26 protein-coding genes and 1 tRNA gene are annotated in these 23,663 nt (G+C 68.8%); 12 read left to right on the top strand and 15 right to left on the bottom strand.

The window, feature by feature from the left end; all coding sequences use genetic code 11:
* Positions 1-168: 168 nt before the first annotated feature.
* The 7 genes from RBS12_RS05715 to RBS12_RS05685 all read right to left on the bottom strand — a co-directional run bounded on the left by RBS12_RS05715 (position 169) and on the right by RBS12_RS05685 (position 5,438).
* Entirely contained in the window at positions 169-1,362 is a 1,194-nt protein-coding gene (locus RBS12_RS05715; protein WP_307965111.1) for a hypothetical protein, read from the bottom strand.
* Positions 1,359-2,444 (bottom strand): GNAT family N-acetyltransferase, encoded by a 1,086-nt coding sequence (locus RBS12_RS05710; RefSeq protein WP_307965110.1) that lies wholly within the window; start codon positions 2,442-2,444, stop codon positions 1,359-1,361. Before RBS12_RS05710 ends, RBS12_RS05715 begins: the two co-directional genes overlap by 4 nt.
* 189 nt (positions 2,445-2,633) lie before the next feature.
* A complete protein-coding gene (rplA, locus tag RBS12_RS05705; RefSeq protein ID WP_307965109.1) occupies positions 2,634-3,341 on the bottom strand; it encodes a 50S ribosomal protein L1 in 708 nt (235 codons plus the stop codon).
* A gap of 139 nt (positions 3,342-3,480) precedes the next feature.
* Entirely contained in the window at positions 3,481-3,912 is a 432-nt protein-coding gene (rplK, locus tag RBS12_RS05700; protein WP_307965108.1) for a 50S ribosomal protein L11, read from the bottom strand.
* Positions 3,913-4,046: 134 nt separating this feature from the next.
* Positions 4,047-4,904, bottom strand: a complete 858-nt coding sequence (gene nusG / locus RBS12_RS05695; RefSeq protein WP_307965107.1) for a transcription termination/antitermination protein NusG — start codon at positions 4,902-4,904, stop codon at positions 4,047-4,049.
* Between the two features lie 98 nt (positions 4,905-5,002).
* A complete protein-coding gene (gene secE, locus RBS12_RS05690; protein ID WP_307965106.1) occupies positions 5,003-5,269 on the bottom strand; it encodes a preprotein translocase subunit SecE in 267 nt (88 codons plus the stop codon).
* 96 nt (positions 5,270-5,365) lie between these two features.
* Positions 5,366-5,438 (bottom strand) — tRNA-Trp (locus RBS12_RS05685).
* Between the two features lie 317 nt (positions 5,439-5,755).
* On the opposite strand from RBS12_RS05685, the gene RBS12_RS05680 reads away from it, so the two are divergent.
* Entirely contained in the window at positions 5,756-6,961 is a 1,206-nt protein-coding gene (locus RBS12_RS05680; RefSeq protein WP_307965105.1) for a pyridoxal phosphate-dependent aminotransferase, read from the top strand.
* A 5-nt stretch (positions 6,962-6,966) separates the two neighbouring features.
* Complete coding sequence (locus RBS12_RS05675; RefSeq protein WP_307965104.1) at positions 6,967-7,875, top strand: diacylglycerol kinase family protein; 909 nt, start codon at positions 6,967-6,969, stop codon at positions 7,873-7,875.
* A gap of 44 nt (positions 7,876-7,919) precedes the next feature.
* Here RBS12_RS05675 and RBS12_RS05670 read toward each other — a convergent pair whose 3' ends face one another.
* A complete protein-coding gene (locus RBS12_RS05670) occupies positions 7,920-8,573 on the bottom strand; it encodes a response regulator transcription factor (RefSeq protein ID WP_307965103.1) in 654 nt (217 codons plus the stop codon).
* Positions 8,570-9,877 (bottom strand): PspC domain-containing protein, encoded by a 1,308-nt coding sequence (locus RBS12_RS05665; protein WP_307965102.1) that lies wholly within the window; start codon positions 9,875-9,877, stop codon positions 8,570-8,572. Before RBS12_RS05665 ends, RBS12_RS05670 begins: the two co-directional genes overlap by 4 nt.
* A gap of 126 nt (positions 9,878-10,003) precedes the next feature.
* On the opposite strand from RBS12_RS05665, the gene RBS12_RS05660 reads away from it, so the two are divergent.
* From RBS12_RS05660 to RBS12_RS05650, 3 genes are read left to right on the top strand one after another with little or no spacing between them, the layout of a single operon-like run.
* Positions 10,004-11,572 carry a PspC domain-containing protein gene (locus RBS12_RS05660; RefSeq protein WP_307965101.1) on the top strand — a complete coding sequence of 523 codons (1,569 nt, stop codon included), beginning with the start codon at positions 10,004-10,006 and terminating at the stop codon, positions 11,570-11,572.
* A 1-nt stretch (position 11,573) separates the two neighbouring features.
* Positions 11,574-11,927 (top strand): hypothetical protein, encoded by a 354-nt coding sequence (locus RBS12_RS05655; RefSeq protein ID WP_307965100.1) that lies wholly within the window; start codon positions 11,574-11,576, stop codon positions 11,925-11,927.
* Between the two features lie 57 nt (positions 11,928-11,984).
* A complete protein-coding gene (locus RBS12_RS05650; protein ID WP_307965099.1) occupies positions 11,985-12,287 on the top strand; it encodes a PspC domain-containing protein in 303 nt (100 codons plus the stop codon).
* Between the two features lie 17 nt (positions 12,288-12,304).
* Here RBS12_RS05650 and RBS12_RS05645 read toward each other — a convergent pair whose 3' ends face one another.
* The 6 genes from RBS12_RS05645 to RBS12_RS05620 form a co-directional block, all read right to left on the bottom strand.
* Positions 12,305-13,684 (bottom strand): amidase, encoded by a 1,380-nt coding sequence (locus tag RBS12_RS05645; protein ID WP_307965098.1) that lies wholly within the window; start codon positions 13,682-13,684, stop codon positions 12,305-12,307.
* Positions 13,677-13,910, bottom strand: a complete 234-nt coding sequence (locus RBS12_RS05640) for a hypothetical protein (RefSeq protein ID WP_307965097.1) — start codon at positions 13,908-13,910, stop codon at positions 13,677-13,679. Before RBS12_RS05640 ends, RBS12_RS05645 begins: the two co-directional genes overlap by 8 nt.
* Positions 13,907-15,004: an ABC transporter permease gene (locus tag RBS12_RS05635; RefSeq protein WP_307965096.1), complete on the bottom strand. Its 1,098-nt coding sequence runs from the start codon at positions 15,002-15,004 to the stop codon at positions 13,907-13,909. The genes RBS12_RS05640 and RBS12_RS05635 overlap by 4 nt, the downstream gene beginning before the upstream one ends.
* Positions 15,001-16,533 carry a sugar ABC transporter ATP-binding protein gene (locus RBS12_RS05630; protein WP_307965095.1) on the bottom strand — a complete coding sequence of 511 codons (1,533 nt, stop codon included), beginning with the start codon at positions 16,531-16,533 and terminating at the stop codon, positions 15,001-15,003. The genes RBS12_RS05635 and RBS12_RS05630 overlap by 4 nt, the downstream gene beginning before the upstream one ends.
* A 5-nt stretch (positions 16,534-16,538) precedes the next feature.
* Positions 16,539-17,543, bottom strand: a complete 1,005-nt coding sequence (locus RBS12_RS05625; RefSeq protein WP_307965094.1) for a sugar ABC transporter substrate-binding protein — start codon at positions 17,541-17,543, stop codon at positions 16,539-16,541.
* Positions 17,544-17,688: 145 nt separating this feature from the next.
* Positions 17,689-18,258, bottom strand: coding sequence for an XRE family transcriptional regulator (locus RBS12_RS05620; protein WP_307965093.1), 570 nt, complete (start codon positions 18,256-18,258; stop codon positions 17,689-17,691).
* 201 nt (positions 18,259-18,459) lie between these two features.
* Between RBS12_RS05620 and RBS12_RS05615 the strand changes: the two genes are divergently transcribed.
* The 7 genes from RBS12_RS05615 (at position 18,460) to RBS12_RS05585 (ending at position 23,482) form a co-directional block, all read left to right on the top strand.
* A complete protein-coding gene (locus RBS12_RS05615) occupies positions 18,460-19,485 on the top strand; it encodes a 6-phosphofructokinase (protein WP_307965092.1) in 1,026 nt (341 codons plus the stop codon).
* Positions 19,486-19,521: 36 nt separating this feature from the next.
* Positions 19,522-20,226 carry a GNAT family N-acetyltransferase gene (locus tag RBS12_RS05610; protein ID WP_307965091.1) on the top strand — a complete coding sequence of 235 codons (705 nt, stop codon included), beginning with the start codon at positions 19,522-19,524 and terminating at the stop codon, positions 20,224-20,226.
* 56 nt (positions 20,227-20,282) lie between these two features.
* Entirely contained in the window at positions 20,283-20,591 is a 309-nt protein-coding gene (locus RBS12_RS05605) for a LysR family transcriptional regulator (protein ID WP_307965090.1), read from the top strand.
* A 127-nt stretch (positions 20,592-20,718) separates the two neighbouring features.
* Positions 20,719-20,973, top strand: a complete 255-nt coding sequence (locus RBS12_RS05600; protein WP_307965089.1) for a hypothetical protein — start codon at positions 20,719-20,721, stop codon at positions 20,971-20,973.
* A 40-nt stretch (positions 20,974-21,013) separates the two neighbouring features.
* Positions 21,014-21,754: an ABC transporter ATP-binding protein gene (locus RBS12_RS05595; protein ID WP_307965088.1), complete on the top strand. Its 741-nt coding sequence runs from the start codon at positions 21,014-21,016 to the stop codon at positions 21,752-21,754.
* Complete coding sequence (locus RBS12_RS05590) at positions 21,751-23,184, top strand: hypothetical protein (RefSeq protein ID WP_307965087.1); 1,434 nt, start codon at positions 21,751-21,753, stop codon at positions 23,182-23,184. Before RBS12_RS05595 ends, RBS12_RS05590 begins: the two co-directional genes overlap by 4 nt.
* Positions 23,159-23,482 (top strand): hypothetical protein, encoded by a 324-nt coding sequence (locus RBS12_RS05585; protein WP_307965086.1) that lies wholly within the window; start codon positions 23,159-23,161, stop codon positions 23,480-23,482. Before RBS12_RS05590 ends, RBS12_RS05585 begins: the two co-directional genes overlap by 26 nt.
* Positions 23,483-23,663: the final 181 nt, after the last annotated feature.

Below are 23,663 nucleotides of genomic sequence, written 5' to 3'. Positions count from 1 at the left end.
GACGGGCTGAAACCCAGTCGGAGCTTTCGCTCGTTCACCTGCGCAGGCCGCCCCCTTCGGGGACCTTAAGCTGAAGCGTGCTGAGCGCACGACAGCAGCGACCGGCGGTCTTTGGTTTTTCCAGACTAGGGGACGGGGCCCGCTTCCGCCAAATCGCGGCCGCACGCTTCACTCCCGCAGAAGCCTCCCGAGCGCCTCCCGACGCGCGTCCTCGAGCGCGGCGGCGACGTTCCGGATCAACAGCACGAGCCACGCAAGAATCACGCCGGCCACGAAGAACTCCATGGCCGTCATGTTGTAGTAGCCGAACGGGAACCACAGGAAGACGGCGAGAATCGCCCCGCCGAGCATCGCGAATCCCGTCACGTGGAACGTTCGGCTCAGCCCGGGCAGCCACCACGGGAGGCACAGGACGAGGAGCGTGTAGGCGCCGGTCATCGCCGTCGCCATCGAATTGTGCGCGGGCATGTAGAAGTCAACGGGAACAAGCCCCGTGCCCGCGAAGAAGATCCCGATGAGTACAAGGCACACGAGAATCGGCCTCGTCCGCACGATCGCGGCCGAGCCCTTCCGCTCTTCGGCCGGGCAGTCCTCGCGATACGCCGCGAGGGCCTGGATGTCGCGCGTGACGTACTCGGCGAGCATCGTAATGACGATCCCCGACGTGATGAGCGTCATGTTGAAGGTCCACGAGGCCATCCCACTGTCCCGCGCCCCCAGGACGCTGAAGTTGACCTCCCACCAATTCGTGTTCATGGTCGTGACCATCGATGTCAGGACGCCGGCGGCGAGGTACGTCGCGAGGAAGTTCGACAGCAGGTAGCTGTTCATGCGGGCGCCCGACTGGTACGTCGCATACGCGGCGAGCCCGCCCACGACGGCCGTCGCGAGACCGCCGGCGAAGGCATCGAGAGTGAGCCCCTTGAACGTCCCCTGGAAGATGCGGAACCCGGCCCACGTGGCCATGTAGGCGATCGCCCCGTGAGCGGCGGCGAGAGCGACGACGCCGAGATATCGGCGCCACGCGGGCCGCTCGGCGAGCCAGTGATGCTGCGGGTGGTCGTACGTGTGCCGATACGCGACCGGGAGGACGAGTACGGCGACGACGCCCCCGACGATCGCCGCTACGTCCCCCACACCGTAGTCGCCCGAAAGCGCGGGGCGCCGCCCCGAGAAGGCGAAGAAGGCGACGACGAAGCTCACGACGACGGCGAGGCCCGCCACCTGCGGGGCCCTGGCCTCCGTGCGGACGGCCGACGTCGGCGGGACGGACCCGGGAGGCGAGTCCCCGCGCGTCGCCCGCCGTTCGGGCCGCCTCGCCCGCCCGCCCTCGACGGCGACCGGACGCCGCTCGGTGGTCATGCAAGCCTCCTGTACCACTCGCCGTCGTACCCCGCCGGACGGAAGCCCAAGGCCTCGTTGATGGCGAGCATGTGACGGTTCTCCTCGGCGTTGAACGTGATGACCTTGCGTGCCTCCGGGAACCGCTCGCGATAGGCCCGGAGATTCGCGAGCTTGATGAGCATGCCGAGCGAATGGCCACGATGTTCGGCGACGACTAGCGTGTCGTCCTGGTCCGCGATCTCTGCCTTGGCCGCCCGGATCCACAGGGCGGTGTAGGCCACGAGGCGGCCGCTCGCGCGATGGCGTGCGACCGCGTACAGCGGCAGCGTGCCCGCGTCCGCGAGTTGCTCCTCGAGCGCCTCGACCCGCGTGGCGTCCCACGTCGCGGCCTCGTAGCGATCGACTCCGTACGGTATGTCCGTCGACATGCGGCTGAGCAGTCCCGCCATCTCCTCGCGGCCCTCGCGCGGCACCCCCTCCCACACGAGCACCTCATAGTCCGCTCCCGCCGCGGCCGCAGCCGCCTCGAGGGCCGGCCAGCCGGCGTCGTGCTCCGCGAGAAGGAGCTCGCTGAAGCGTTCGACCTGGCTCAGCTGGAAGCCCGCGGCAAGCGCAAACGCGACCGAGCGGGCCGCCGCGGGAAGGGCACCCGTCCCCGTTGAAGGGACGACGGCGTCCGGCGCCCCGGCGTCGAAGCCCGCCGGATGCTCGGTGAACGAACTGAGGACGCTCCGACCATGGCGCGTGGCCTCCTCTGTCGCCGCGGCGAGCAGGAGCCGGCCGATTCCGCGGCCCGCGTACGCATCGAGGACCTCGGCCCGGACCGTTGCCCGCGTGAGGTCCTCCTTGAGCGGGAGCTGGCACCACGCGCGGCCGACCATGCGCTCGCCGTCGCGGACAAAGAACAGCGAGGTGAGCTCGTACCGCGTATCCCGCCACACTCCGAGCCGGAAGTCCGCGGGCGAGCATCGATCGTCGTGGCCCCAGATCTGCCGCTCGACTGCGTCGGTGAGGTCGGAAAACTCGCGGAACTCCCGCGCGTCGTCGCCCTGCACCGAGGACGGCAGGCGGAGACGCTGCACGCGGTACTGGGCGGTCATGGGCCCAGTTTCACGGACGGTGCAAGCAAAGTGCAATGCAAAGAACAGCGCCCCCTCCCGCGGACGGGAGGGGGCGCTGCAACGGTGGGTTCGCCGGAAGGTCAGCCCTCGGTGCCCGATCTTCTCGGGCTTCCGGGACTTACTGCGGGCGAGCACCTCATACTTCGGCACTCACCCTCCGTGCGTTCCTCAGCCCTCGAGGAGAACGCGGGTCACGTTCGGGTCGACCGGGATGCCCGGGCCGAACGTCGTCGTGACGGTCGCCTTCTGGATGTAGCGGCCCTTCGACGCGGACGGCTTGAGGCGGAGCACCTCATCGAGCGCGGCCGCGTAGTTCTCGGCCAGGGCGCGGGCCTCGAACGAGGTCCGGCCGATGATGAAGTGCAGGTTCGAGTGCTTGTCGACGCGGAAGTCGATCTTGCCGCCCTTGATGTCCGTGACCGCCTTCGCGACGTCCGGGGTCACCGTGCCGGTCTTGGGGTTCGGCATGAGGTTGCGGGGGCCGAGGATCTTGCCGAGGCGGCCAACCTTGCCCATGAGCTCCGGGGTCGCGACGGCGGCGTCGAAGTCCGTCCACCCGCCCTGGATGCGCTCGATGAGGTCATCCGAACCGACCACGTCGGCACCGGCGGCCTCGGCGGCCGCGGCCTTGTCGCCCGTCGCGAAGACGACGACGCGGGCCGTCTTGCCCGTGCCGTGCGGGAGGTTGACCGTGCCGCGGACCATCTGGTCCGCCTTGCGCGGGTCGACGCCGAGGCGGAACGCGACCTCGACCGTCGCGTCCGTCTTCGACGGGTTGATCTCCTTGGCCAGGGCGATGCCCTCGGCCGGAGCGTACAGCTTGCCGTCCTCGATCTTCGCGGCCGCTGCCTCGTATGCTTTGCTGCGCTTTGCCATGCTGCTCTGATTCTCCTTGTGCAGTTGTGGTCTCAATGGGCCGCGCCGGGCCCTGCCACGGACGACGGCGGGGATCGCCGTGCGTCGTTTACTTCAGGTGGTGCGTTGGAGGCTGCCCCAACCGCACCGGATGAGGGTCTCAGCCCTCGACGGTGATACCCATGCTGCGAGCCGTTCCCGCGATGATCTTCTTCGCGGCGTCGACGTCGTTCGCGTTGAGGTCCTCGAGCTTGGTCTTGGCGATCTCCTCGACCTGAGCGTCGGTTAGCTTGGCGACCTTGACCGTGTGCGGGGTCGCGGAGCCCTTCTGGACGCCCGCAGCCTTCTTGATGAGCTCGGCGGCCGGCGGGGTCTTCGTGATGAACGTGAAGGAGCGGTCTTCGTAGACCGTGATCTCCACGGGGATGACGTTGCCGCGCTGGGATTCCGTCGCGGCGTTGTACGCCTTGCAGAATTCCATGATGTTGACACCGTGCTGACCAAGCGCAGGGCCGATCGGCGGGGCCGGGTTGGCGGCGCCTGCCTGGATCTGCAGCTTGATGAGGCCGGTGACCTTCTTCTTGGGAGCCATTGAGGATCCTTTTCTTCCTTTGCTTCCTGGGCAGCAGGAGCGCCGTCCAGGTGGTGACTGCCCTGGCTAGACAGTCGGCCGCCCCGGGGCCGGCAAAGCGGGCCGACCCCGGGGCGAAATCTTCAATTGTCGAATCAGATCTTGGAGACCTGGTTGAACGCGAGCGTGACAGGCGTCTCGCGTTCGAAGATCGAGACGAGCACGACGAGCGTCTGCGACTCGGGCTTGATCTCCGAGATCGTGGCCGGAAGGGTCTCGAACGGGCCCTCCTTGACGATGACCGACTCGCCGATCTCGAAGTCGATGGTGACGGGAGCGCTCGGCTGGCGCACGCCGGCCCTGCCGGCGGCCTTGGCCTCGGCCTGCTGCTCCTGCTCGAACACGGGGGCGAGCATCGTGAAGACCTCGTCGAGGCGCAGCGGGACCGGGTTGTGGGCGTTGCCCACGAAGCCCGTGACTCCCGGCGTGTGCCGAACGGCGCCCCACGATGCGTCGGTGAGGTCCATGCGGACGAGCACGTAGCCGGGGATGCGAACGCGCTTGACGATCTTGCGCTGCGCGTTCTTGATCTCGACGACTTCCTCCATCGGGACCTGGATCTCGTAGATGAAGTCTTCCATGTCCAGGGTCTGGATGCGGGTCTCGAGATTCGCCTTCACGCGGTTCTCGTAGCCGGCGTAGGAGTGGATGACGTACCAGTCGCCCGGCTGGCGGCGCAGCTTCGCCTTGAACTCCTCGGCGGCCTTCGCCGCAGCCTCGACCGGATCGACGTGAGCCTCGGCCTCGTGAGGCTCTTCCTCGGCGGCCTCCGCCTCGAATTCCTCGGCCTCGAATTCCTCCGCGTCGCCCTCCGAGGAGGCTTCGTCGTCGAACGCGGGCTCGACGTCTGACGCGGACGGCGCCGCCGGCACCGGGGCAGCGTCACTGAAGACCGCGGCCTCGGGGGCCGTGGCCTCGCGCTCGGTCTCGCTCTCGAGCTCGTGCTCAGACACTTAGTCTCCTGCTCTCCTCTTGCGACTTAAATACGAATCCGCACACCGCGCCCCAGGACCCATTTTCCCGGATCGGACGCGGTCTGCGGAGACTGGCCCTACTTGCCCTGCGACGACCCGTCGAAGACCCAGCCGACGCCGAGCCCGAAGAGGAAGTCGAGGACGAAGACGACCACCATCATGACCACCACGAACGCCAGCACCACGAACGTCATGTTGAGGAGTTCCTGGCGGGTCGGCGTGACGACCTTGCGAAGCTCTCCGATCACCTGACGGAGGAAGAGAGCGATGCGGCCGAAGAATCCGAGCTTCTTCGCCTGCTTGGCTGGGCGGCCCTGAGAGCTGCTTGCAGCTGTTTCGGTCACCTATTCCTCGCTCATCCTGTGTACCCGCAGGACTTCCCCGCCGGTTCCGCTCTGTGGGCACTGGAACGCCCGGTTTCATCCGCAGCACGCCGTGCGCAGGGCAGACAGGACTCGAACCTGCAACCTGCGGTTTTGGAGACCGCTGCGCTACCAATTGCGCCACTACCCTTCGGTCAGAACACCGAGTTCCCAGCTTATCAAGGAATCGCTCCCGCAATTCTCGAAAGCCTTGCACCGCGCCGAGGCACGGCCCAACAGCATCCTTGAATGGGGTCCCTAAATGGTTGGGGGTCGGTTTCTGATACCGGTGGTCTAGTCTACGCATATTCCCGGCCCGCGTCGAACTGACGGGCGGTGCGGGGCGGAACGGCTTCGTCGCGCCGGGCGTCACACCGAAGTGGCCGCGCCCGAAGCGCCTAGAGTTAGACGTGCGGGGACGGCCCCGCGCCTGCGCCCCTTCCCGCCGACCGAAAGTCAGGACAGCCCATGACCTCCGCCCGTGTCTCCCAGCGCATCGGATCCATCGCAGAATCCGCGACTCTGGCCGTCGACGCGAAGGCCAAGGCACTCAAGGCCGCCGGGCGGCCCGTGATCGGCTTCGGCGCGGGCGAACCGGACTTCCCGACGCCGGACTACATCGTCGAGGCCGCCATCGCGGCGGCCCGCCAGCCCCGCTTCCACCGCTACTCCCCGGCCGGCGGACTCCCCGAGCTCAAGCAGGCGATCGCCGAGAAGACGCTGCGCGATTCCGGGTACGAGGCATCGGCGTCCCAGGTCCTCGTGACGAACGGCGGCAAGCAGGCGGTCTACAACACCTTTGCGACGCTCCTGGATCCGGGCGACGAGGTGCTCATGCCCACGCCGTACTGGACCACCTACCCGGAGGCGATCCGTCTCGCGGGCGGAGTCCCAGTCGAGGTGTTCGCAGGGCCGGAACAGGGCTACCTTGTGACGGTCGACCAGCTCGACGCCGCGCTCACCGAGCGCACGAAGATCCTGCTCTTCGTCTCGCCCTCGAACCCGACCGGCGCGGTCTACTCTCCCGAGCAGGTCAAGGAGATCGGCGACTGGGCCGCGGCGAAGGGCCTCTGGGTCGTCACGGACGAGATCTATGAGCACCTCACGTATGACGGAGTGCCGTTCACGTCGATCGCCACGGCCGCGCCCGCGCTTGCCGACAAGGTCGTCATCCTCAACGGAGTCGCGAAGACCTACGCCATGACCGGTTGGCGGGTCGGCTGGATGATCGGCCCCGCCGATGTCATCAAGGCGGCGACCAACCTCCAGTCCCACGCGACGTCGAACGTCTCGAACGTCTCCCAGATGGCCGCGCTCGCCGCCGTCGCCGGCCCGCTCGACGCCGTCGCGGAGATGAAGGTCGCGTTCGACCGGCGGCGCAAGGCGATGGTCGCAGGGCTCTCCGCGATCCCGGGCGTCGACTGCCCGACGCCGCACGGCGCGTTCTACGCGTACCCCGACGTGCGCGGCCTCCTCGGGAAGGAGGTCGCCGGAGTCCGCCCGGCCACGTCGGCCGAGCTCGCGGCCCTCATCCTCGACAAGGTCGAGGTCGCCATCGTGCCCGGTGAAGCGTTCGGCCCGAGCGGCTTCGTGCGTCTTTCCTACGCCCTCGGCGACGACGACCTCGCAGAGGGCGTCAGCCGCATCCAGGAATTCCTCGGCACCGCGCGCTGAGCGGAATGACCGACATCGATCGGCCGGCGGAGGATTCCGCCGGCCGTCGTTCGTTCACCGCCGTCGTGAATCCCGTTGCGGGCGGCGGGCGCGCCCCCTCGGTGTGGGCTCCCGTCGCCGGCCTGCTCGAGGCTGCGGGGGCGCGCGTGCGGACCGAGACGACGCGCTCGGCGGACGACGGCGCGCGGCTGGCTTCAGCGGCTGCTGCACACGGCGACGTCGTGGTCGCCGTGGGCGGCGATGGGATCGCGCGGGATGTCGCAGAGGCCGTAGCCCAGGCGGACGGCCTGTTTGCGCTCGTCGCGGCCGGCCGCGGCAACGGCTTCGCCGGCAAGCTCGGCATGCCGCGCGAGCCCTCGGCGATCGCGCGGGTACTCCTTTCGGGCCGAGAGCGTGCGGTGGACCTGCTCGACGTCGGCGGCCGGCTCGCGCCGGGCAACGCCTACTCAGGGCTCGATGCCATCGCAAACCTCATGATGAACGACTCGCGCATCCCGTCTGCCGTCGCCTACCGCGTGGCGCCCGTCATCGCCATCGTGCGGTGGAAGCCCGCACGCTTCGAACTGGACATCGACGGCTCTCACCACTCCCTCCTCGCACACCTCGTGGTCATGGCCAACTCGGGACGCTACGGACACGGCCTCGACATCGTCCCGGACGCCGTGCTCGACGACGGGCTCGTCCACGTGCTCGTTGCCGGCGCCGAGATCCCCAAGCGGCACGTGGCCCGGTTCATGAGACTCGCCGCGACAGGCTCCCACGTGACCGAGCCGGGAGTCCGGCGGTTCACGGGGCGCAGCATCACCATCTCCGCGGATCGGCCCGTGCCCTTGTGCGTCGACGGCGACGGAGCAGGAGCGCTCCCCGTCCACGTCGCGATCCGGCCGGGGGCATTGCGGCTCATCTCCCCCTAGGCACGCCCCCGTGGCCACGCGACGGGGGTGGTGGCGTGGGCGGGCTACCAGATGCGGCGGTCGGCGGCCCAGCGGCTCAGCTCGTGGCGATTCGTCAGCTGGAGCTTGCGGAGCACCGCGGAGACATGGGTCTCGACCGTCTTGACCGAGATGAACAGCTCCTTCGCGACCTCTTTGTACGAGTACCCCCGCGCGATGAGCCGCATGACCTCGAGCTCGCGGGCGGAGAGGCGGTCGAGCTCGTCGTCGGCGACGTCCGAGACGGCTGCGGTGCCGAACGCGTCGAGGACGAAGCCCGCGAGCCGCGGGGAGAACACGGCATCGCCCTCGGCGACCCGCAGGACGGCCTCCGTGATCTCGGGACCCGACGCCGTCTTGGTCACATAGCCGCGGGCCCCCGCGCGGATCACGGACACGACGTCCTCGGCTGCGTCGGAGACGCTCAGGGCGAGGAAGCGCACCCGGGGAAGCAACGCCGTCGACCGTGTGAGAACCTCGCGTCCTCCCCCGCCGAGCCCGCCCGGAAGGTGCACATCGAGGAGTACCACCTGAGGCTCGACCTGCTCGATGACCGCGACGGCCTCCTCGACGGTCCCGGCCTCCCCCACGACGCGCACGCGCTCGTCGAGATCTGCCTTGAGCCCCGACCGGAAGATCGTGTGGTCGTCGACAATGACGACGCTGACCGGTTCGCTCATGACTCCTCCGTTCCGATGCCTGCGAGCCGCAAGCGCACCTCGGTGCCGTCCGGCCCCGAGACGATGGTCGCCTCGCCGCCGTGGCGGCGCATGCGCCCCACGATCGATTCGCGCACTCCGAGCCTGTCCTCGGGCACCGCATCGAGCTCGAACCCCGGTCCGCGATCCTTCACGAACACGTCGATCGCATCGCGCGAGGCCTCCGCATAGACGGACACGGGCCCTCCGGCGTGCCGGACGGCGTTCAACATGGCCTCTCGCGCGGCCTGCAAGAGTGCCTCGATGCGCTCGCGCTGCTCTCGCTGCCCTTCGAGGAGCGACGCGTCGCCGACGCAGACGACGTCGACCGCGTGCCCATGCGCGTCCTCGACCTCGGCGGCGAGCGCCTTGAGCCGGTCTGCGAACGCTCCCCCGGAGCGCCGCTCGTCGCGGTACAGCCACTCGCGCAGCTCGCGTTCCTGGGCACGCGCAAGCCGCGTCACGTCCGCTTCGCTCCCGGCGCGCCGCTGGATGAGGGCGAGCGTCTGGAGGACGGAATCGTGGAGGTGCGCCGCGATCTCGGCCCTCTCCGCCTCGCGCACTCGTGCGGCCCGCTCGGCCCCGAAATCGCGCCAGAACTTGAGGCCCCACGGCAACAGGACGAGCGCCACCCCCGCGAGGACCGCGAGCGACGCGAGCAGTGCAAGGCCGAGCACGTTCCACTGGCTGCCCGAGATGGCGAGAGTCACACCGGCGACGACGAGGGCGAGCCCCGCCCCGAGCCGCAGCCAGCCGACCCACCGGCCAGCACCCGCGCCGCGCACAAGCTGCGTGCGCCGCGATTCGTCGAGCTGGAGCCACGCGAGGGCGGCGCCGCCGAGGATCGCCGCAACGGGAACCACGACGCCGAGCGGCACCGTGAGCCCGAGGAGCCCCGTTCCGACGGCCAGCGCCCCGAGCAGCAGGACCGTCCCGAGCAGGATTTCCCGGCCGTGCCCGCCGAGCCGCAGCGGGCGCTCGGGCGCGCCCGGGAAGGCGGGCGGCGCCGTCGTCCGCGCCTGCCCGGCCGGCTCGCTCACGGCGGGGGCAATGGACGACGCCGGACGGCGAGCGCCGCGCCGAGCCGCCTCCGCCGCCGTGGGAACCATGATCCACAGCCAGCCGTAGAACACGATTCCCGCGCCGCCGAGGAGCGTCGCGAAGACCATCGCCCACCGGACGACGTCGGTGCGCAGCCCGAGATGTCGGGCGAGGCCCGAGCAGACGCCCGCGACCAGGCGGTCCTCTGACCGCACAAGGGGTGGCCTGGCGTGGGCAATGCTCATGCCATCAATCCAAGCACGCTTCAGCCCGCTCAGGGGCGTAGATCCGGGGAACCCGGGGCCAAATCAGGGTCGGATCAGGGGTTCACCCCATGGGCCCGGCGGGATGCGGCCGGGAAGGATGGAGGCATGAGCACCGAACAGACCCCTGGGAGCTCCGACTCCCCACTCCCCGGCACGCCGGGCCAGCCCACTGGCGGCCCTGGCACCGGACGCACCGGCTCCGGAGACCCCGGCGCTGGACACCCCGGCTCGGGGCAACACCCCGGCGCTGGGCACCCCGGCAAGACCGGCGGCGACTTCTTCAGCTGGATCCGAGGACTCGGTGTGACCCGCGGCCCCGATCGCTGGGCTGGCGGCGTCGCGAGCGGCCTCGCGCACCGCTGGGGCATCGACCCCGTCATTGTGCGCGGACTCTTCATCGTCGCGGCGATCTTCCTGGGGATCGGCGTCCTCGCCTACGGCGTCCTGTGGCTCCTGCTCCCCGAGCCAGACGGCAGGATCCACCTGCAAGAGGCGATGCGAGGCCGCTGGACCGCTGGGATGACGGGCGGCCTCGTCGCAACCATCCTGGGCCTCGGCGGTGCCCGCGCCGGCTTCTGGTTCGGAGAGATGCGCGGGACCGAACCGCTGTGGGCTCTGTTCTGGATCGGAATCGTGGGCCTCGTCTTCTTCAGCATCGCCCGGTCGCGCCGGGCACGCCGGTCGGGGTCGCCACGGTTTGAGGCCTCCACGGAACCGACCGCCGCGGAAGGCCCGCAGGCCTCTCCCGGACAGGATCCCTATGGCCCCGCGTCCTACGGCCAGGGAGGCTATGGCCCCGCGCCCTATGGCCAAGGGGGCTATGGCCAGGGAAATTACGGCCAGGGACGTTACGGCGCTGAGACCTACCATTCGCAGGCCTACGACCCGGCTGCGTCCGGCGGCCAATCCTACGGAGCCCCCTATGGAGGCCCGTACGCCGGCTCGCCGTACGGAGGCTCGCCGTACGGCGGCCCCTACGGGGGGCCCGCGAGGAGGCACCACGGGACCTCGGCCCAGTGGGCCCGCCAGCAGACTGCCCTCAAGCCTCGGCGACGTGGCCCGGGAGGGCCTTACACCGCCGTCGTCCTCGGCCTCGCCGTGCTCGTCGCGGGAACGCTCATGGCCCTCAACGTCGCCGGAACCACGCTCGTCGCGCCCTCGACCGGCGCATTGTGGGCAATCGGCGCGGGGATCATCGGCCTCGGCATCATCGTCGCCGGCCTGCTGGGCCGCACGAGCGGACTCCTGTCCCTCTTCGCCATCATCGCGCTCATTGCAGCGGCCGTGACTCAGCCGGTCTCCCAGTTCGGCCGCCCCCGTGGAACGGTCAACTTCGCACCGACCTCGGTTCAGCAGGCCGTCACCGGGTATCACGTCACGGGATCAGCCGGAAAGCTCGATCTGCGGCAGCTCGACTCTTCCGGCCCGCTCACGTCCGACGCCACGATTCCGGTCGACGCGACGATGAGCCAGCTCGCCATCGAGATCCCCAAGGACATCCCCGTGACGGTCCAGGCGGACGCGACGATGAGCAGCGTCCAGTTCGGCAGCAGATCGATCTCGGGCTTCAACACCCAGGACTCGCAAAGCTACAACACGTCCGCGGCGGGCCGAACGCTCGTCCTGAAGCTGGACGCCACCATGAGCAACATCACGATCGAGCAGGAGCGGTGACATGAGCATTCCCGAGCAGGACGCAACGCGGGGCCCGAGCGTGGGCACGATGGTCTGGGGGGTTGTGGTCGTGGCAATAGCAGGTCTGCTCCTCGCGAGCCGGCTCGGCTGGTTCGCCGTAGATCCGGGCGTGGCCGCGGTCTCGCTCCTGGTCATCGCGGGCGTGGGCCTCGTCGTCGGGGGGACCCTTGCGGGGGCGCGCCGCCGGAAGGCGGTCGACGGCGCCGCGTACCCGGGTGCGCTGGGAAGCCCCGGTGACCACTCGCCGTCGTCCGCTGACCCGGCCGGAGACGACACGGGCGGCGAGGCGCCCCGCTCCAACCCGTACGAGAGCGGTCCGTCCGACGCGCTCTGACGCGCCGCCTGTCCCGACCCACGACCACCCCGAATCAGCAGCTTGAAGGAGATCACCATGGACTCGTTCTTCAACGCCCTCCGCTCTGGCGGACTCCGCCGGGGGCCGCGGCGCATCGTCGGCGGCGTGCTCGGCGGACTCGCCGACCGGCTCGACGTCGATGTCGCCTTCCTCCGGATCATCTTCGTCGTCCTGTGCTTCCTCCCCGGGCCCGCGGTCTTCGCGTATCTCGTGGGGTGGGCGCTCATCCCGGACCAGAACGGCTCGATCATCCTCGAGAACCTGCTCGGTGGCCCGCGATCCGGCCGCGGCGATTCGGCCGGCCCGGGCTCGCAGGGCCCGGGAGCCCCGACCGCGTAGGGAAGGGGGAACGCCAGTCACGGCACGCGCTCCGCGAGGGGCGCGGGCCGTGACTGCGTCATGACGGCCTCGAAGGCCACCGCGAGCGCCACGAGGTCCGCTTCGCCGAACGGCACCCCGACGAACTGGACCGCGAGCGGAAGGCCTCCCGGCGAGAGGCCGGCCGGGACGCTGATCGCAGGCTGGCCCGTGAGGTTCCACGGCGAGACGAAGTCGGTGAGCGCGCCCATGTCCGTGGCCGGGTCGAAGTCCGCGAGGAGCGGCGGCACGGACGGGAGGGTGGGAGTTGCGAGGGCGTCGAGCCGGTGCGTCGCGAACGCCTCGCCCACCTGACGGCGGAGGAGCGTTCGCACGCTGCGGGCGGCGTGGACGAATTGCGCGGGGATGAGGAGGCCCGCCGCAAGGTGCAGCCTGACCTCGTGGCGGATCCCGTCCCCGCCCTGCTGGAGGGTCCCGAGATGCGGGGCCGACGCCGCGGCGCCAACGAGGAGCGCGGCCGCCGGGGACGCGAGGGCTAGGTCAAGGTCGAGCTCGACGAGTGTCGCGCCGAGGCCCTGCAGAGCGCTGAGCGCACGCTCGAACCCCTCGTCAACGGCACTTTCGACCCGCTGGCCGGCCCGCACGCGGCGGATGACCCCGATGCGGCGTCCCGCGGCACCGCGCGCGAGCGAAGGCCGATAGACAGGCTGGTCCGCCGTGCGCGCGTCGTGGGGATCTGCGCCCGAGACGACGGGGAGCACAAGGTCGAGGTCCGCAACCGAACGGGTCACGAGGCCGATGTGCTCGGCGCCCGCGACGGCCGCACCGGGCACCGTGCCGTACGTGCTGATCCGGCCGTACGTGGGCTTGAGTCCCACGACTCCCGTGAGCGCAGCGGGCATCCGCGTGGATCCACCCGCATCGGTCGCCACCGAGAGCATCGACGAGCCGACCGCGACGGATGCCCCGCTCCCGGCGCTCGAGCCGCCCGCGAAACGCTCCGGCGCCCACGGGTTGCGCGTCACCGCCTCTTCCTGGCCCTGTGCGAACTCGTGCGTGACATGCTTGCCGAGCATGATCGCGCCCGCCGCGCGGAGACGGGCGACGGCGGTCGCATCGAACGTGCCGATCCTCCCCGCGAGCGAGCGCGAACCGGCCTCGGTCGGCGTCCCGTGCGTGGACAGTGTGTCTTTGACGGCAAACGGAAGGCCGTGGAGCGGCCCGCGCCGAGGAGTGGAATCCGCGTCCCGCGCGGCCGCGAGGGCCGCCTCGTCGAAGCGGTGGGCGTACGCGTGCACCCTGGGCTCGGTGGCGTCGAGGCGGCGCAGGGTCGCCTGCACAAGCTCGGCCGAGGAGAGCTCGCGTGCCGCTACGAGGGCGCTCGCCTCGCTGAGGGTCAGGTCGGCTGGATCAGTCACGGAAGAACCACCTCGGGTCGTCGGTCGGGAGCACGTCACTGTCTGCCGCGCGCGCAATGAGGAGGCCCATCCGCACGTAGTCGGCCACCCGTGGAACGAGCGCCTCGCACTCGGCGTCCGAGAGCGGCAGGCCGACGAGCGACGCCGCCGCGCGAACCGTCGCGCCCGTCACCGGCCGCGGCCCGGTGGGCGGCTCGTGCGCGGCCCCGCCCGGCGCGCCCGTCACAGGCCCGCCGCCACGGCCGTCTCGCCATCGGCGGTCTCGCCGTCGGCCGCGTCGCCATCGCGCGCCATCGGGCTCGCATCAGGGCCCGCGGATAGGCGCGCCACGGCTTTGCGGCGATCCGCAAGGCGCGTCGCGAGCACCGTGCTGAGGGCCTCGAGGCCGGCAGCGAACACGAGCGCGAGCCCCTCGACGAGCGTCTCGACGAAGGGCGTGACATTCGTGAGCGTGAGGCCGTTCTCGAGCACGCCGAGGAAGATCCACCCTGTGAAAACGCCGAGGAGCCGACCGCGGCCGCCGGAGAACGCCACTCCGCCGAGCAGGACCACCGTGAGCGCCTGGAGTTCGAGGTTGATGCCCTGCTGGCCCGGAGCGGCCCCGTTGAGGCGGGCCGCAAGAAGGACCCCCGCGATGCCTGCGGTTGTTCCGGAGAGGAGATACAGGGCGAACGGGAGGGCCCGAACAGGGAGCCCCGCGAGGAATGCGGCCTCACGGTTTGTCCCGATTGCAAAGAGGTACGGGCCCCATATGGTCGTGCGGAGGAAGATGGCCCCCACCGCGAACGCGGCAAGCGCGATCACGGCGATGACCGGGATCCCGGCGATCTGGGCCGAGGCGAGCGCGGGGAGGCTGCCGTTGAGACCGAAAACCTGGTCGTGGTGGATGAGCAGCGTGAGGCCGCGGACGGCGCCGAGCATGCCGAGTGTCACGATCACAGGGTTGAACTCGAGGAGGCCGCACAGGATGCCGTTGACGAGGCCCACCCCGACGCCCGCGAGGATGCCGATGCTGGCCGCTTGGACGTCCCCGAGCCCCCATTCGACGGACGCGAGCGCCGTGAGGGTGCCCGAGAGGCCGACGGCGGAACCCACCGAGAGGTCGACCCCGCCCGAGATCACGAGGAACGTGAGCGCGACGACGACGATGCCGAGCGTTGCGTTGTTCTGCAGGACGACCTTCGCATTGCCTGCGTCGAGGAAGAAGGGCGTCTGCGCTGCAAAGTACAAGCACAGGAGCACTAGGGCGACGAGGAGGACGTTGTTGGTGATCCATTCGGGCCTGAAGCCCTGCGCTGACGTGAGGCGCCTGAGGTTCATGGGGTCCCTCCGGGGATTTCGGACAGGTGGGCAAGTTCGATGAGGCGGTGCTCGGTGGCCTCCGCCACGGGAAGCGTCGTCGCGACGCGGCCGCGCGACAGCACGATCACGCGGTCGGCAAGCTGCTGGAGCTCGGTCGGCTCGGACGAGGCGACGATCGCGGCGCGCTCCGTCCCGACGAATGCACGGACAGCGCGGTACAGGTCTGCGCGTGCGCCGACGTCGACGCCCTGCGTCGGCTCGTCGAGGAGCAAGATGCGGCATCCGAGCTCGGGCTGGAGCCATCGGCCCACGACGAGCTTCTGTTGATTGCCGCCCGAGAAGCGGCGCCCCTCCAGCCTTGGGCTCATGGGCCGCAGGTCGAGGTCCGCCGCTACGGAGCGAAAGGAGCGGCCCTCGGCCGCGCGGCGGCGGAATCCAGCGCGCCCAAGCGCGCGGCCCGAGGAGAGGATGACGTTGGCCTGTGCGGAGAGCTCGCCGATGATCCCCTTGCGCTTGCGGTCCGAGGGGACGAGCGCGATGCCCACTCCGATCGCGGCGCCCGGGCCCGAGAGGCGAAGCTCCTTGCCGTCGAGCACAATCTGCCCCCGCACGGTGAGCCGCGCCCCGAAGAGCGATTCGAGCAGTTCCGTGCGTCCCGAGCCGACGAGCCCGTAGAGGCCGAGCACCTCGCCGGGGAACACGTCGAGGTCGAGCGGGCCGAGGTCAGGCCCAACGAGGTCGCGGACCGCGAGGAGCGGAGGCGTGCCCGTGCTCGCGGCCGCGCCCGTCCGCGCGAGGGTCTCGGGATCCCGCCCGACGATCGCCGTCACGAGCTCGCGGGGCGTGCAGTCTCGCGTTGCCTTGGAGAGCACGATCTTCCCGGCCCGGAGGATCGAGACGCGATCCGCGAGCGCGAACACCTCGTCGAGGCGGTGGGTGACGAACAGGAGCGGGACGCCCTGGGCCCGAAGGGCGCGCATCTTGTCCGCGAGCTGCTCGGCCTCCTTCTGGGTGAGCGACGCCGTCGGCTCGTCGAGGATGAGCACTCGAGGCTCGCTCCGGAGCGCCTTGACGATCTCGACGACCTGCGATTCCGCGGCGCCGTACGAGCCGAGCGGCCGCGCGAGATCGAGGTCCATGCCGAGGTCGGCGAGCGCCCGCTTCGCCTCGCGGGCCTGCGCACGGTGCCTGACGAAGGGCCCGAAGCGGCGCTCGTTGCCGAGGAAGACGTTCGCCGTCACGCTCAGCGTCGGAGCGACGCTGAGCTCTTGGTAGATGACGGCGACGCCCGCGGCGCGGGACGACGACGGCGAGAGCTGGGCGTAGCTCGACCCGCCGATTTCGATCGCGCCGGAGTCTGGCTGCGTGACCCCCGCGATGCACTTGATGAGGGTCGACTTGCCCGCGCCGTTCGCGCCGAGAAGCGCGTGGATCTCCCCAGGCCGCACGTCGAGGTCGACTCCCTGGAGCACGGGGACCCCGCCGTAGGACTTGTGCAGCGAGCGGACCGCAAAGGCGGCGGCCGGTGCCGCCGCCTCTGCATTCAAGGCCGTCATCCGCCGTAGTACCCGAGGAGCTTCGTGATGTCCGGGTTTCCGTTCTCCACGAGTTCGACGGGCGTGTAGTAGCTCTTGGTCTCGCCGTGCAGGAGAGCGTCTGGGAGCGTCACGAATCCCTCGCCGAGCAGCTGCTGGTTGAAGGCCGACGTCGCGCGGTACATCGTTCCCTGCTGGACGAGCTTGAGCTCGTCCTGGGCACCGTCGATGCCGCCGACGAAGACCTTCGGGTCGTTGCCGGCGTGCCCAGCGTTGAGGAAGGCCTGGTAGCCGCCCTGCCCGGCGGCGTCCTCGACCGCGAGCACCATGTTGAGGTCGGGGTGCGCCTGGAGGATCGTCGAGACCTTCGCGAGCCCGTCCGTTGAGGAGAGCGCGTCCTGTGTCGCGACGATCTCGACGCCGGGCGCGGCGGCCTTGAGCGCGGAGGTGATCCCGTCCTGGCGCTGGCGGGCGTACTCGGCAGGCGCCCAGGAGAGGATGGCGACCTTGGCGTGCCCGCCGAGCTGCTTCGTGATCCAGTCGCCGGCGGCCTGCCCGAGCTTCTGCCCGGCCTCGGAGTGCGGGAAGCCGAGCGTCGCATCCTGATCGGGGATGCTGTCTCCGAACGTGACCCACTTGATGCCGGCCGCGCGCGCCTGCTTCGCGACGCCGTCGAGCACCTTGGGGTCGAGCGTCGAGGCGACGATCGCGCCCACGCCCTGCTGGATCCAGGTCTGGATCGTGTTGACCTGCTTTGCCTCGTCGCTTCCGGGATCGTCGATCACGAGGTTATAGCCCTTGGCCTTCGCCTCGTTCTTCGCGATGCGGAACAGGTTCTGGACCACCGGCGCCGCCGAGGCGTTGGGGAAGCTGACGGCGATCGTGTGCTTGACGTCGCCCGGGGCCGCGCCGGCCGCTGCCGAGCCCGTGCCTGGAGTTGTGCTGCACGCCGTGAGGATGCCAGCAGTGAGCATCGCCGTCGCAGCGAGTGCGACGCGGCGAGGAGTGAGGGAACGGAACATGAGGTCCTCCGGGGGATGAGGAATATTGATGTCATCAATATTCCTCAAGGGCCATTTCACCCAAAGACCGGCAGGATGTCGTTCTCGTTAAGTCTTCCTCTCCGACGGGAAAACCCGGCATCCGGGGCCCGAACCCAGAGGGACGTCAATGTGCGCGCGTCGACACCGCGATGACCCACACGGGCTCGGACACGACGCGCCATCGGTGAGGCACCCGGGCATCGAAATAGAGCGAATCGCGCACCGAGAGGGTCTTGCGCTCCTCCCCCGCGAGGTCCACCTCTATCGTTCCGGACACGACGTAGATGATCTCCTCACCCTCATGCTCGAGGTATTCCTCGAACTCCGCCGGTCCGCCAAGGAACTCCATCGGCAGCAGTTCGCGAGCCCCGACGGCGATCGAGCGCGCAGTGCCCTGGGCCGAGTTGTCGATACTCGGCACGTCCCCCGCGTGAACGAGCGAGACGCCGGCCGAGCGCGGGAGCGCAAGGAGCGAGGGCGCCGTCGTGCCGAGCGCCTGCGCGATCGTGCCGAGCGAACGCATGCTCGGGCGCGCCTGGCCTCGCTCCACTTGGCTCAGGAACGGCTGGCTCAACCCGGAGAGGGCGGCCATCTGCACGAGCGTGAGTCCGAGGTCCCGGCGGCGGGCGCGAATTGCGCGGCCCAGGTCAAGCAGGGCATCACTGTCGGCCGGATTCGATTCGGTTCGGGTCACCCGATCACAGTAGTACCCGCGCGCACAGGGTTCCGAGCTCCATGTGACGCTGCCAATCGCCGTCGTTAGCTGTGGTGTGCATCACGAACAGCGCGCCGCTAGAATCGGCGTGGGCTCAACGGGGCGCCTCAAGCACGACACCCACCGACGGCCCGCCTCGACACGCGCGGACCTGTCGCATCCACAGCGGAAAGGCCCTGTATGAAGATCGGCATCCTCACCTCCGGCGGCGACTGCCCCGGCCTCAACGCGGTGATCCGCGGGGCCGTCCTCAAGGGAATCGCCGTGCACGGGCAGGAGTTCGTGGGCTTCAGGGACGGCTGGCGCGGTGTGGTCGAGGGCGACATCATCGAGATCCCGCGCACGCTCGTGCGGGGCATCGCGAAGCAGGGCGGGACGATCCTCGGCACGTCCCGGACCAACCCCTTCGAGAACGGGGGCGGGCCGGACGTCATCAAGGCCCACATGGACCGGCTCGGGATCGACGCGATCATCGCCATCGGCGGCGAGGGAACGCTCGCGGCGGCGAAGCGCCTCACCGACGTGGGGCTCAAGATCGTGGGCGTCCCCAAGACGATCGACAACGATCTCGACGCGACGGACTACACCTTCGGCTTCGACACCGCCGTCGAGATCGCGACCGAGGCGATCGACCGCCTCCGCACGACGGGCGAGTCCCACCACCGCTGCATGATCGCCGAGGTCATGGGCCGCCACGTCGGCTGGATCGCGCTCCACTCGGGCATGGCGTCCGGCGCGCACGCGATCCTCATCCCCGAGCAGCGCGTGAGCATCGACCAGATCGCCGAATGGGTCAAGCTCGCCCACGACCGCGGCCGCGCGCCCCTCGTCGTCGTCGCCGAGGGCTTCACGACCGACATGATGGAGCAGGCCCACTCCGAGCGCGGCCTCGACACGTTCGGCCGCCCGCGGCTCGGCGGCATCGGCGAACGGCTCGCCCCCGAAATCGAGGCGCGCACGGGCATCGAGACCCGCGCGACGGTCCTCGGCCACATCCAGCGCGGCGGCGTCCCCACCGCATTCGACCGCGTCCTCGCGACGCGCCTCGGCATGGCCGCGATCGACTCGGTCGTCGAGGGCCGGTGGGGCACGATGGTCTCCCTCAATGGCACGGATATCGTGCACGTCGGCTTCGAGACCGCCCTCGGCCGGCTCAAGACCGTCCCCCAGGACCGCTACGACGAGGCCCGCGTCCTGTTCGGTTAGGACGGGCGGGGACACCAGCGGCGAACCGGGGCAGACGTGGGCGAGACCTTCCATGACGGCAGCAGGGGCATCGTCCGGCTCGCGTGGGCACGGCGGCTCGGGCTGCCGGACCTTGCCTTCTCGGACGACGGCGCGCGCCTCCTTGGATTCCGAGACTCCTCCCCCGAGCTTGTCGCGGTCGAGCTCTTCGGCCAGCTCGCACTGAGCGGGCCGACCGAGCTCGTCAAGGCTGCCGCGGAGCTGCCCGACGACGAACTCCTCTCCGGCGGGGCGCTGCTGCGCCTCGCCGGACCCGGCGCGCACGGGCTCAGCTCCGGCGTCCTGGGCTTCGCCGACGATCTGCCCGTCTTCCAGCCCGACGAGGAACCTGAGGTGTCCCGCGGCAATCCGGAGGCGATCGAGCTTGAGACCCGCTGCCCTCCCGACGACGTGAGCTCGGCGGGGATCGATCGGCGCGATCATCGCTTCACGCTCATGCTCGGCGACGGCCCCGCAGCCTGCTCGGCGTACGGCGTGCACGAGGGACTGCTCGCGGACCTCGGCGTCCTCGTGGTGCCAGGACTCCGGAACCGCGGCCTCGGGGCCTTCATGGCGCGGCTCGCGGCACACGAGGCGCTCGCCGAGGGCTACCTCATCCAAGTCGAGGCGCAGTCCCAGAACGTGGGGGCACTGAGGCTGGCCGACGCCCTCGGGGTTGTCCCGTCCGGCCGCCTAGCCTCGGTGCGGCTGGGTGGCCATTGATCAATTGATGCTTCCGAAGTCGTGTACCGTGTATTGATATATCGGTAGAGGCGACCGTGGGGGGTACGGTGCATCTGAGCGGAGTCAGGGCCTTCGTGGCGGTGGCCAGGTGCGGAAGCACTACTGAAGCGGCCGCCGAGCTGGGGTTCACCCAGTCGGCTGTCAGCCGGCAAGTCGCGGACTTCGAGCGTTTCGTAGGAACGAAGCTTTTCGGGCGCCGCCAAGGCGGCATGAGGCTGAACTCTGCGGGGACGGAGGTCTTCCCCGCCGCCGTCGAGATCCTGCGGCTCGCCGAGTCGATGACGGGGATGGCAGCCTCGAATGCTGCCCTCGCGCACAGCCTGCCAAGTCACCGAAAATGTTAGGCATTTATGACAGGTGGGCATATGGGACCCGCCTCTCTTGACGGAGATCCGGCGCTCAGCAAATATCGATGACATACCACTCAGACGCCGGCGAATAGGCGGCGACAACCCGATAGAGGTGGGGGATATGTCAACAATTCTTGCTGTTATGCCGACAACTCCTTGGGCAGCTCAGCTCGCTGAGCGTTCGAAGACCCGCTTCGACGCTGCCGTGCTTCGATACGACGCCTGGTTCTTGGTATTCCTGGCGGTTATCCTCGCAATCGGCGTCGGACTGCTCGTCGGACTCGCGATCTGGTGTGTCGTGAATCAGGGCAAAAACTTCACGGGCGCATGGCAGTATAAAGACTGGGGCGTCAACGTCTCCTTCGAATGCCGTTAATCGCGCCCTGCAGCGAGGGATCTTCGGCCAGAGAACACGAATGCTCGAAAAAGACGACTTTCCGCTGAATGTTCACGATGTAGGCTTCGTCTACCCCTCGTCGAACGCGCCAGCCCTGACAGGAGTCAGCTTCTGTATAGAGGCCGGCGAAATCGTCGGGCTCGTCGGGCCGAATGGCTCTGGAAAATCGACGCTCATCCGGTTGATCTTCAACCTCATGGAGCGGCAAGAAGGAGCCGTTCTCGTCAATGGCGTCGATCACCGCAGCGAAACAGCACGCATCGGGGCGATCCATCTTCCTAGCGACAACGAGTTGCCCGAATTCCTCACGGGAGTCGAGTACATTCGAGTGCTTGCAGGCCTTTATCGCCAAATTGGCCCGACCGACGAGAGAATTCAGGAGCAGTTCTCGACGTTCGGCATGGCCGGGAGATCCAGCCATCTCATCGAGGACTATTCCCACGGAATGCAGAAGAAGCTTCTGCTCAGCAGCGCGTTCCTGCTGAGGCGCCGGCTGACGGTCATCGATGAGACACTCAACGGCATTGACCTCGATGCCGTCGATGTGTGCAAGGCGGAGTTCCGCGACATGAGATCCCGTGGACAGAGCGTGCTGCTCTGCTCCCATGATTTCAGTCTTCTCGAAGACGTCGCCGATCGAGTTCTCGTTCTCAGGGCCGGCAAACTCGTCGCTGATCTCGACGTGGGAGCCGAACTCGCGGGCGGGAGTCGGTTGAGCCGTACCATTCGCGAGGCACTAGACTGCGGCGAGTTGGCGTGAGCGTCGCCAAGGTCCTCATTGTCGCCCGGCTCTTCTTCCGCTACTTCGTTCGCAAAGCACTCTCGGCAGGTGTCCTCCGGAGCCGGCTCGCGAGAATCTTCCTCGGTGTCGGAGTTCTCGCAGGCGTCGTCGTCCTTGGCGCAGTCGCGACGTCGGTCTTCCGGGAGATAGTCCCTGGACGGCGCGAGCTGTTCCTCGTCATCCAGATCTCGACCACGACGGTCGTCTTCTGGAGCCTCATTGCATTCATCTTCGTCAAGATCCTCTTCGTGACGTCAGACGATCTCGTCCGGTACACGATGCTCCTACCAGTGAGTCAGCGCGAGCGGTCCGCGGCGCTCGCCCTGTACGAGTTCGCGATGGTTGGAGTGTGCGTTGGCGGCCTCTTCTTGCCCATCGCTATTGCTTCGCTCGTGAGGCTCGGACCTGACGCTGTCCCGGGCCTGCTCGCGGGAATCGCCATGACTGCTGTCACTGCGTACCTGGTGCTCTCGGTCTTGTACAACGTCGTCTCCCGGGTCGTGCAGGCGTTCGGAGGATCTCGGCTGGTTCACGTCGTGGTCCTCTCGCTCATGGCAGCCCTGACTCTGTGGTACAACGGGGCATCCATGACCCTTATTCGGGACATGAGCAGCGACTTCCTGCGCGGCGGCATTGAATTCCATGTCGTGAACCTCTTTCCATTTCTGCACGAACGACTGGGCTGGCCCGTTGCGGCCGCAGCCTTTCTCGCCCTCACTACGGTGATGGTCGTCCTTGCCGCCCTGACTTCGCCAGCGGCGTTTCCCATTCGCCGTCGCTTCGTGAGGGCGGCTGTGCCTCTCCCCGGATTGCCCGTCTGGCCAACCGTCACGGCGCTCGCCCGCCGGTCCGAATGGTGGATCGCTGTCGTCGTGGCCTACATCTGCTCGGTCATGCTGTGGCTCGACGGGGGCACGGCATTCGTGTACGCGGCGCTGATCCTGCTTTCCCAAGGCATCTATGTCTATGCGGCCACGAATCGACTCCGGCTCATGCCCGGTTACTCGAGATCCGCGGCCAAGGAAGTCGTGCACATGCTGCTCGGGCAGACGATCGTGACGACGGTCCACGCCGTCCCAATCTCGTTGTTCGCGGCGGCGCGGCCCGAAGCCTTGGCCGATCTACGCATCGTCGCCATCGCACTCGTGAGCGGAGTCGTACTGACAACCCTCATTGCCATCGTGTTCGTCGCGGAGAACGACAGCCCGATTGTGGTGTTCACGGGCTACGCGGTCTGCATTGGGGCCCTGGTCTCGATCGGCGCAATGGTAGGTCTGCTCCAGGTTCCCGGCCCGTGGCTCGGGTTCGGTGCCGCGTGCGCTCAAGCCCTCGCGGTCGTCTATTCCATCGTCGGCATGAAGCAGATCACGAGGAGAAAGCGCCATGAAACGGCTGTTACAGGTAGTTAATGCGGTGCTGGCCGGGTTCCTCGGAACCCTCATCGTCGCGACGACGGCAATCCTCGTGCTCATGTTTTCGACCCGGGGGCCAGGCGTTCGGGCCGTCGGCCTTTTCGGCGGCGTCTATTTCGAAGCCATTGATCGCTCCGACGGTTCGATGTCCCTCGAACTCGGAGTCGAGAACTGGACGGTCTTCGTCGCGTTGTGGCTTGTGCTCTCGGTGCTGGCCTTCGTGTCGATCCTGATCTTCGGCTGGCTTCGCCGCTATAGGGAAGCGCTGGTCGAACACGGGCCAGATATCAGGTAAGCCAGTGCTCGTCCGCACGCTCCGTTTCGGATCGGCACTTGCCCTTCGCTACAGCTGGATTCTGGCCGCGCCTGCGCTGTTTGTTGCCACAGCCGTCTGGCTTGGCCTCGCCCATAGGGCGTGGGGAGCGCTTCCCCTTGCGCTGGGAATACTGCTACATGCCTCGATGGGAATGCTCGGA

The organism is Sinomonas sp. ASV322 (assembly GCF_030908245.1).
GTDB lineage: Bacteria > Actinomycetota > Actinomycetes > Actinomycetales > Micrococcaceae > Sinomonas.
Note: the sequence above shows the minus strand (reverse complement) of the source record. Positions and strands in the feature narration are given on the sequence as shown.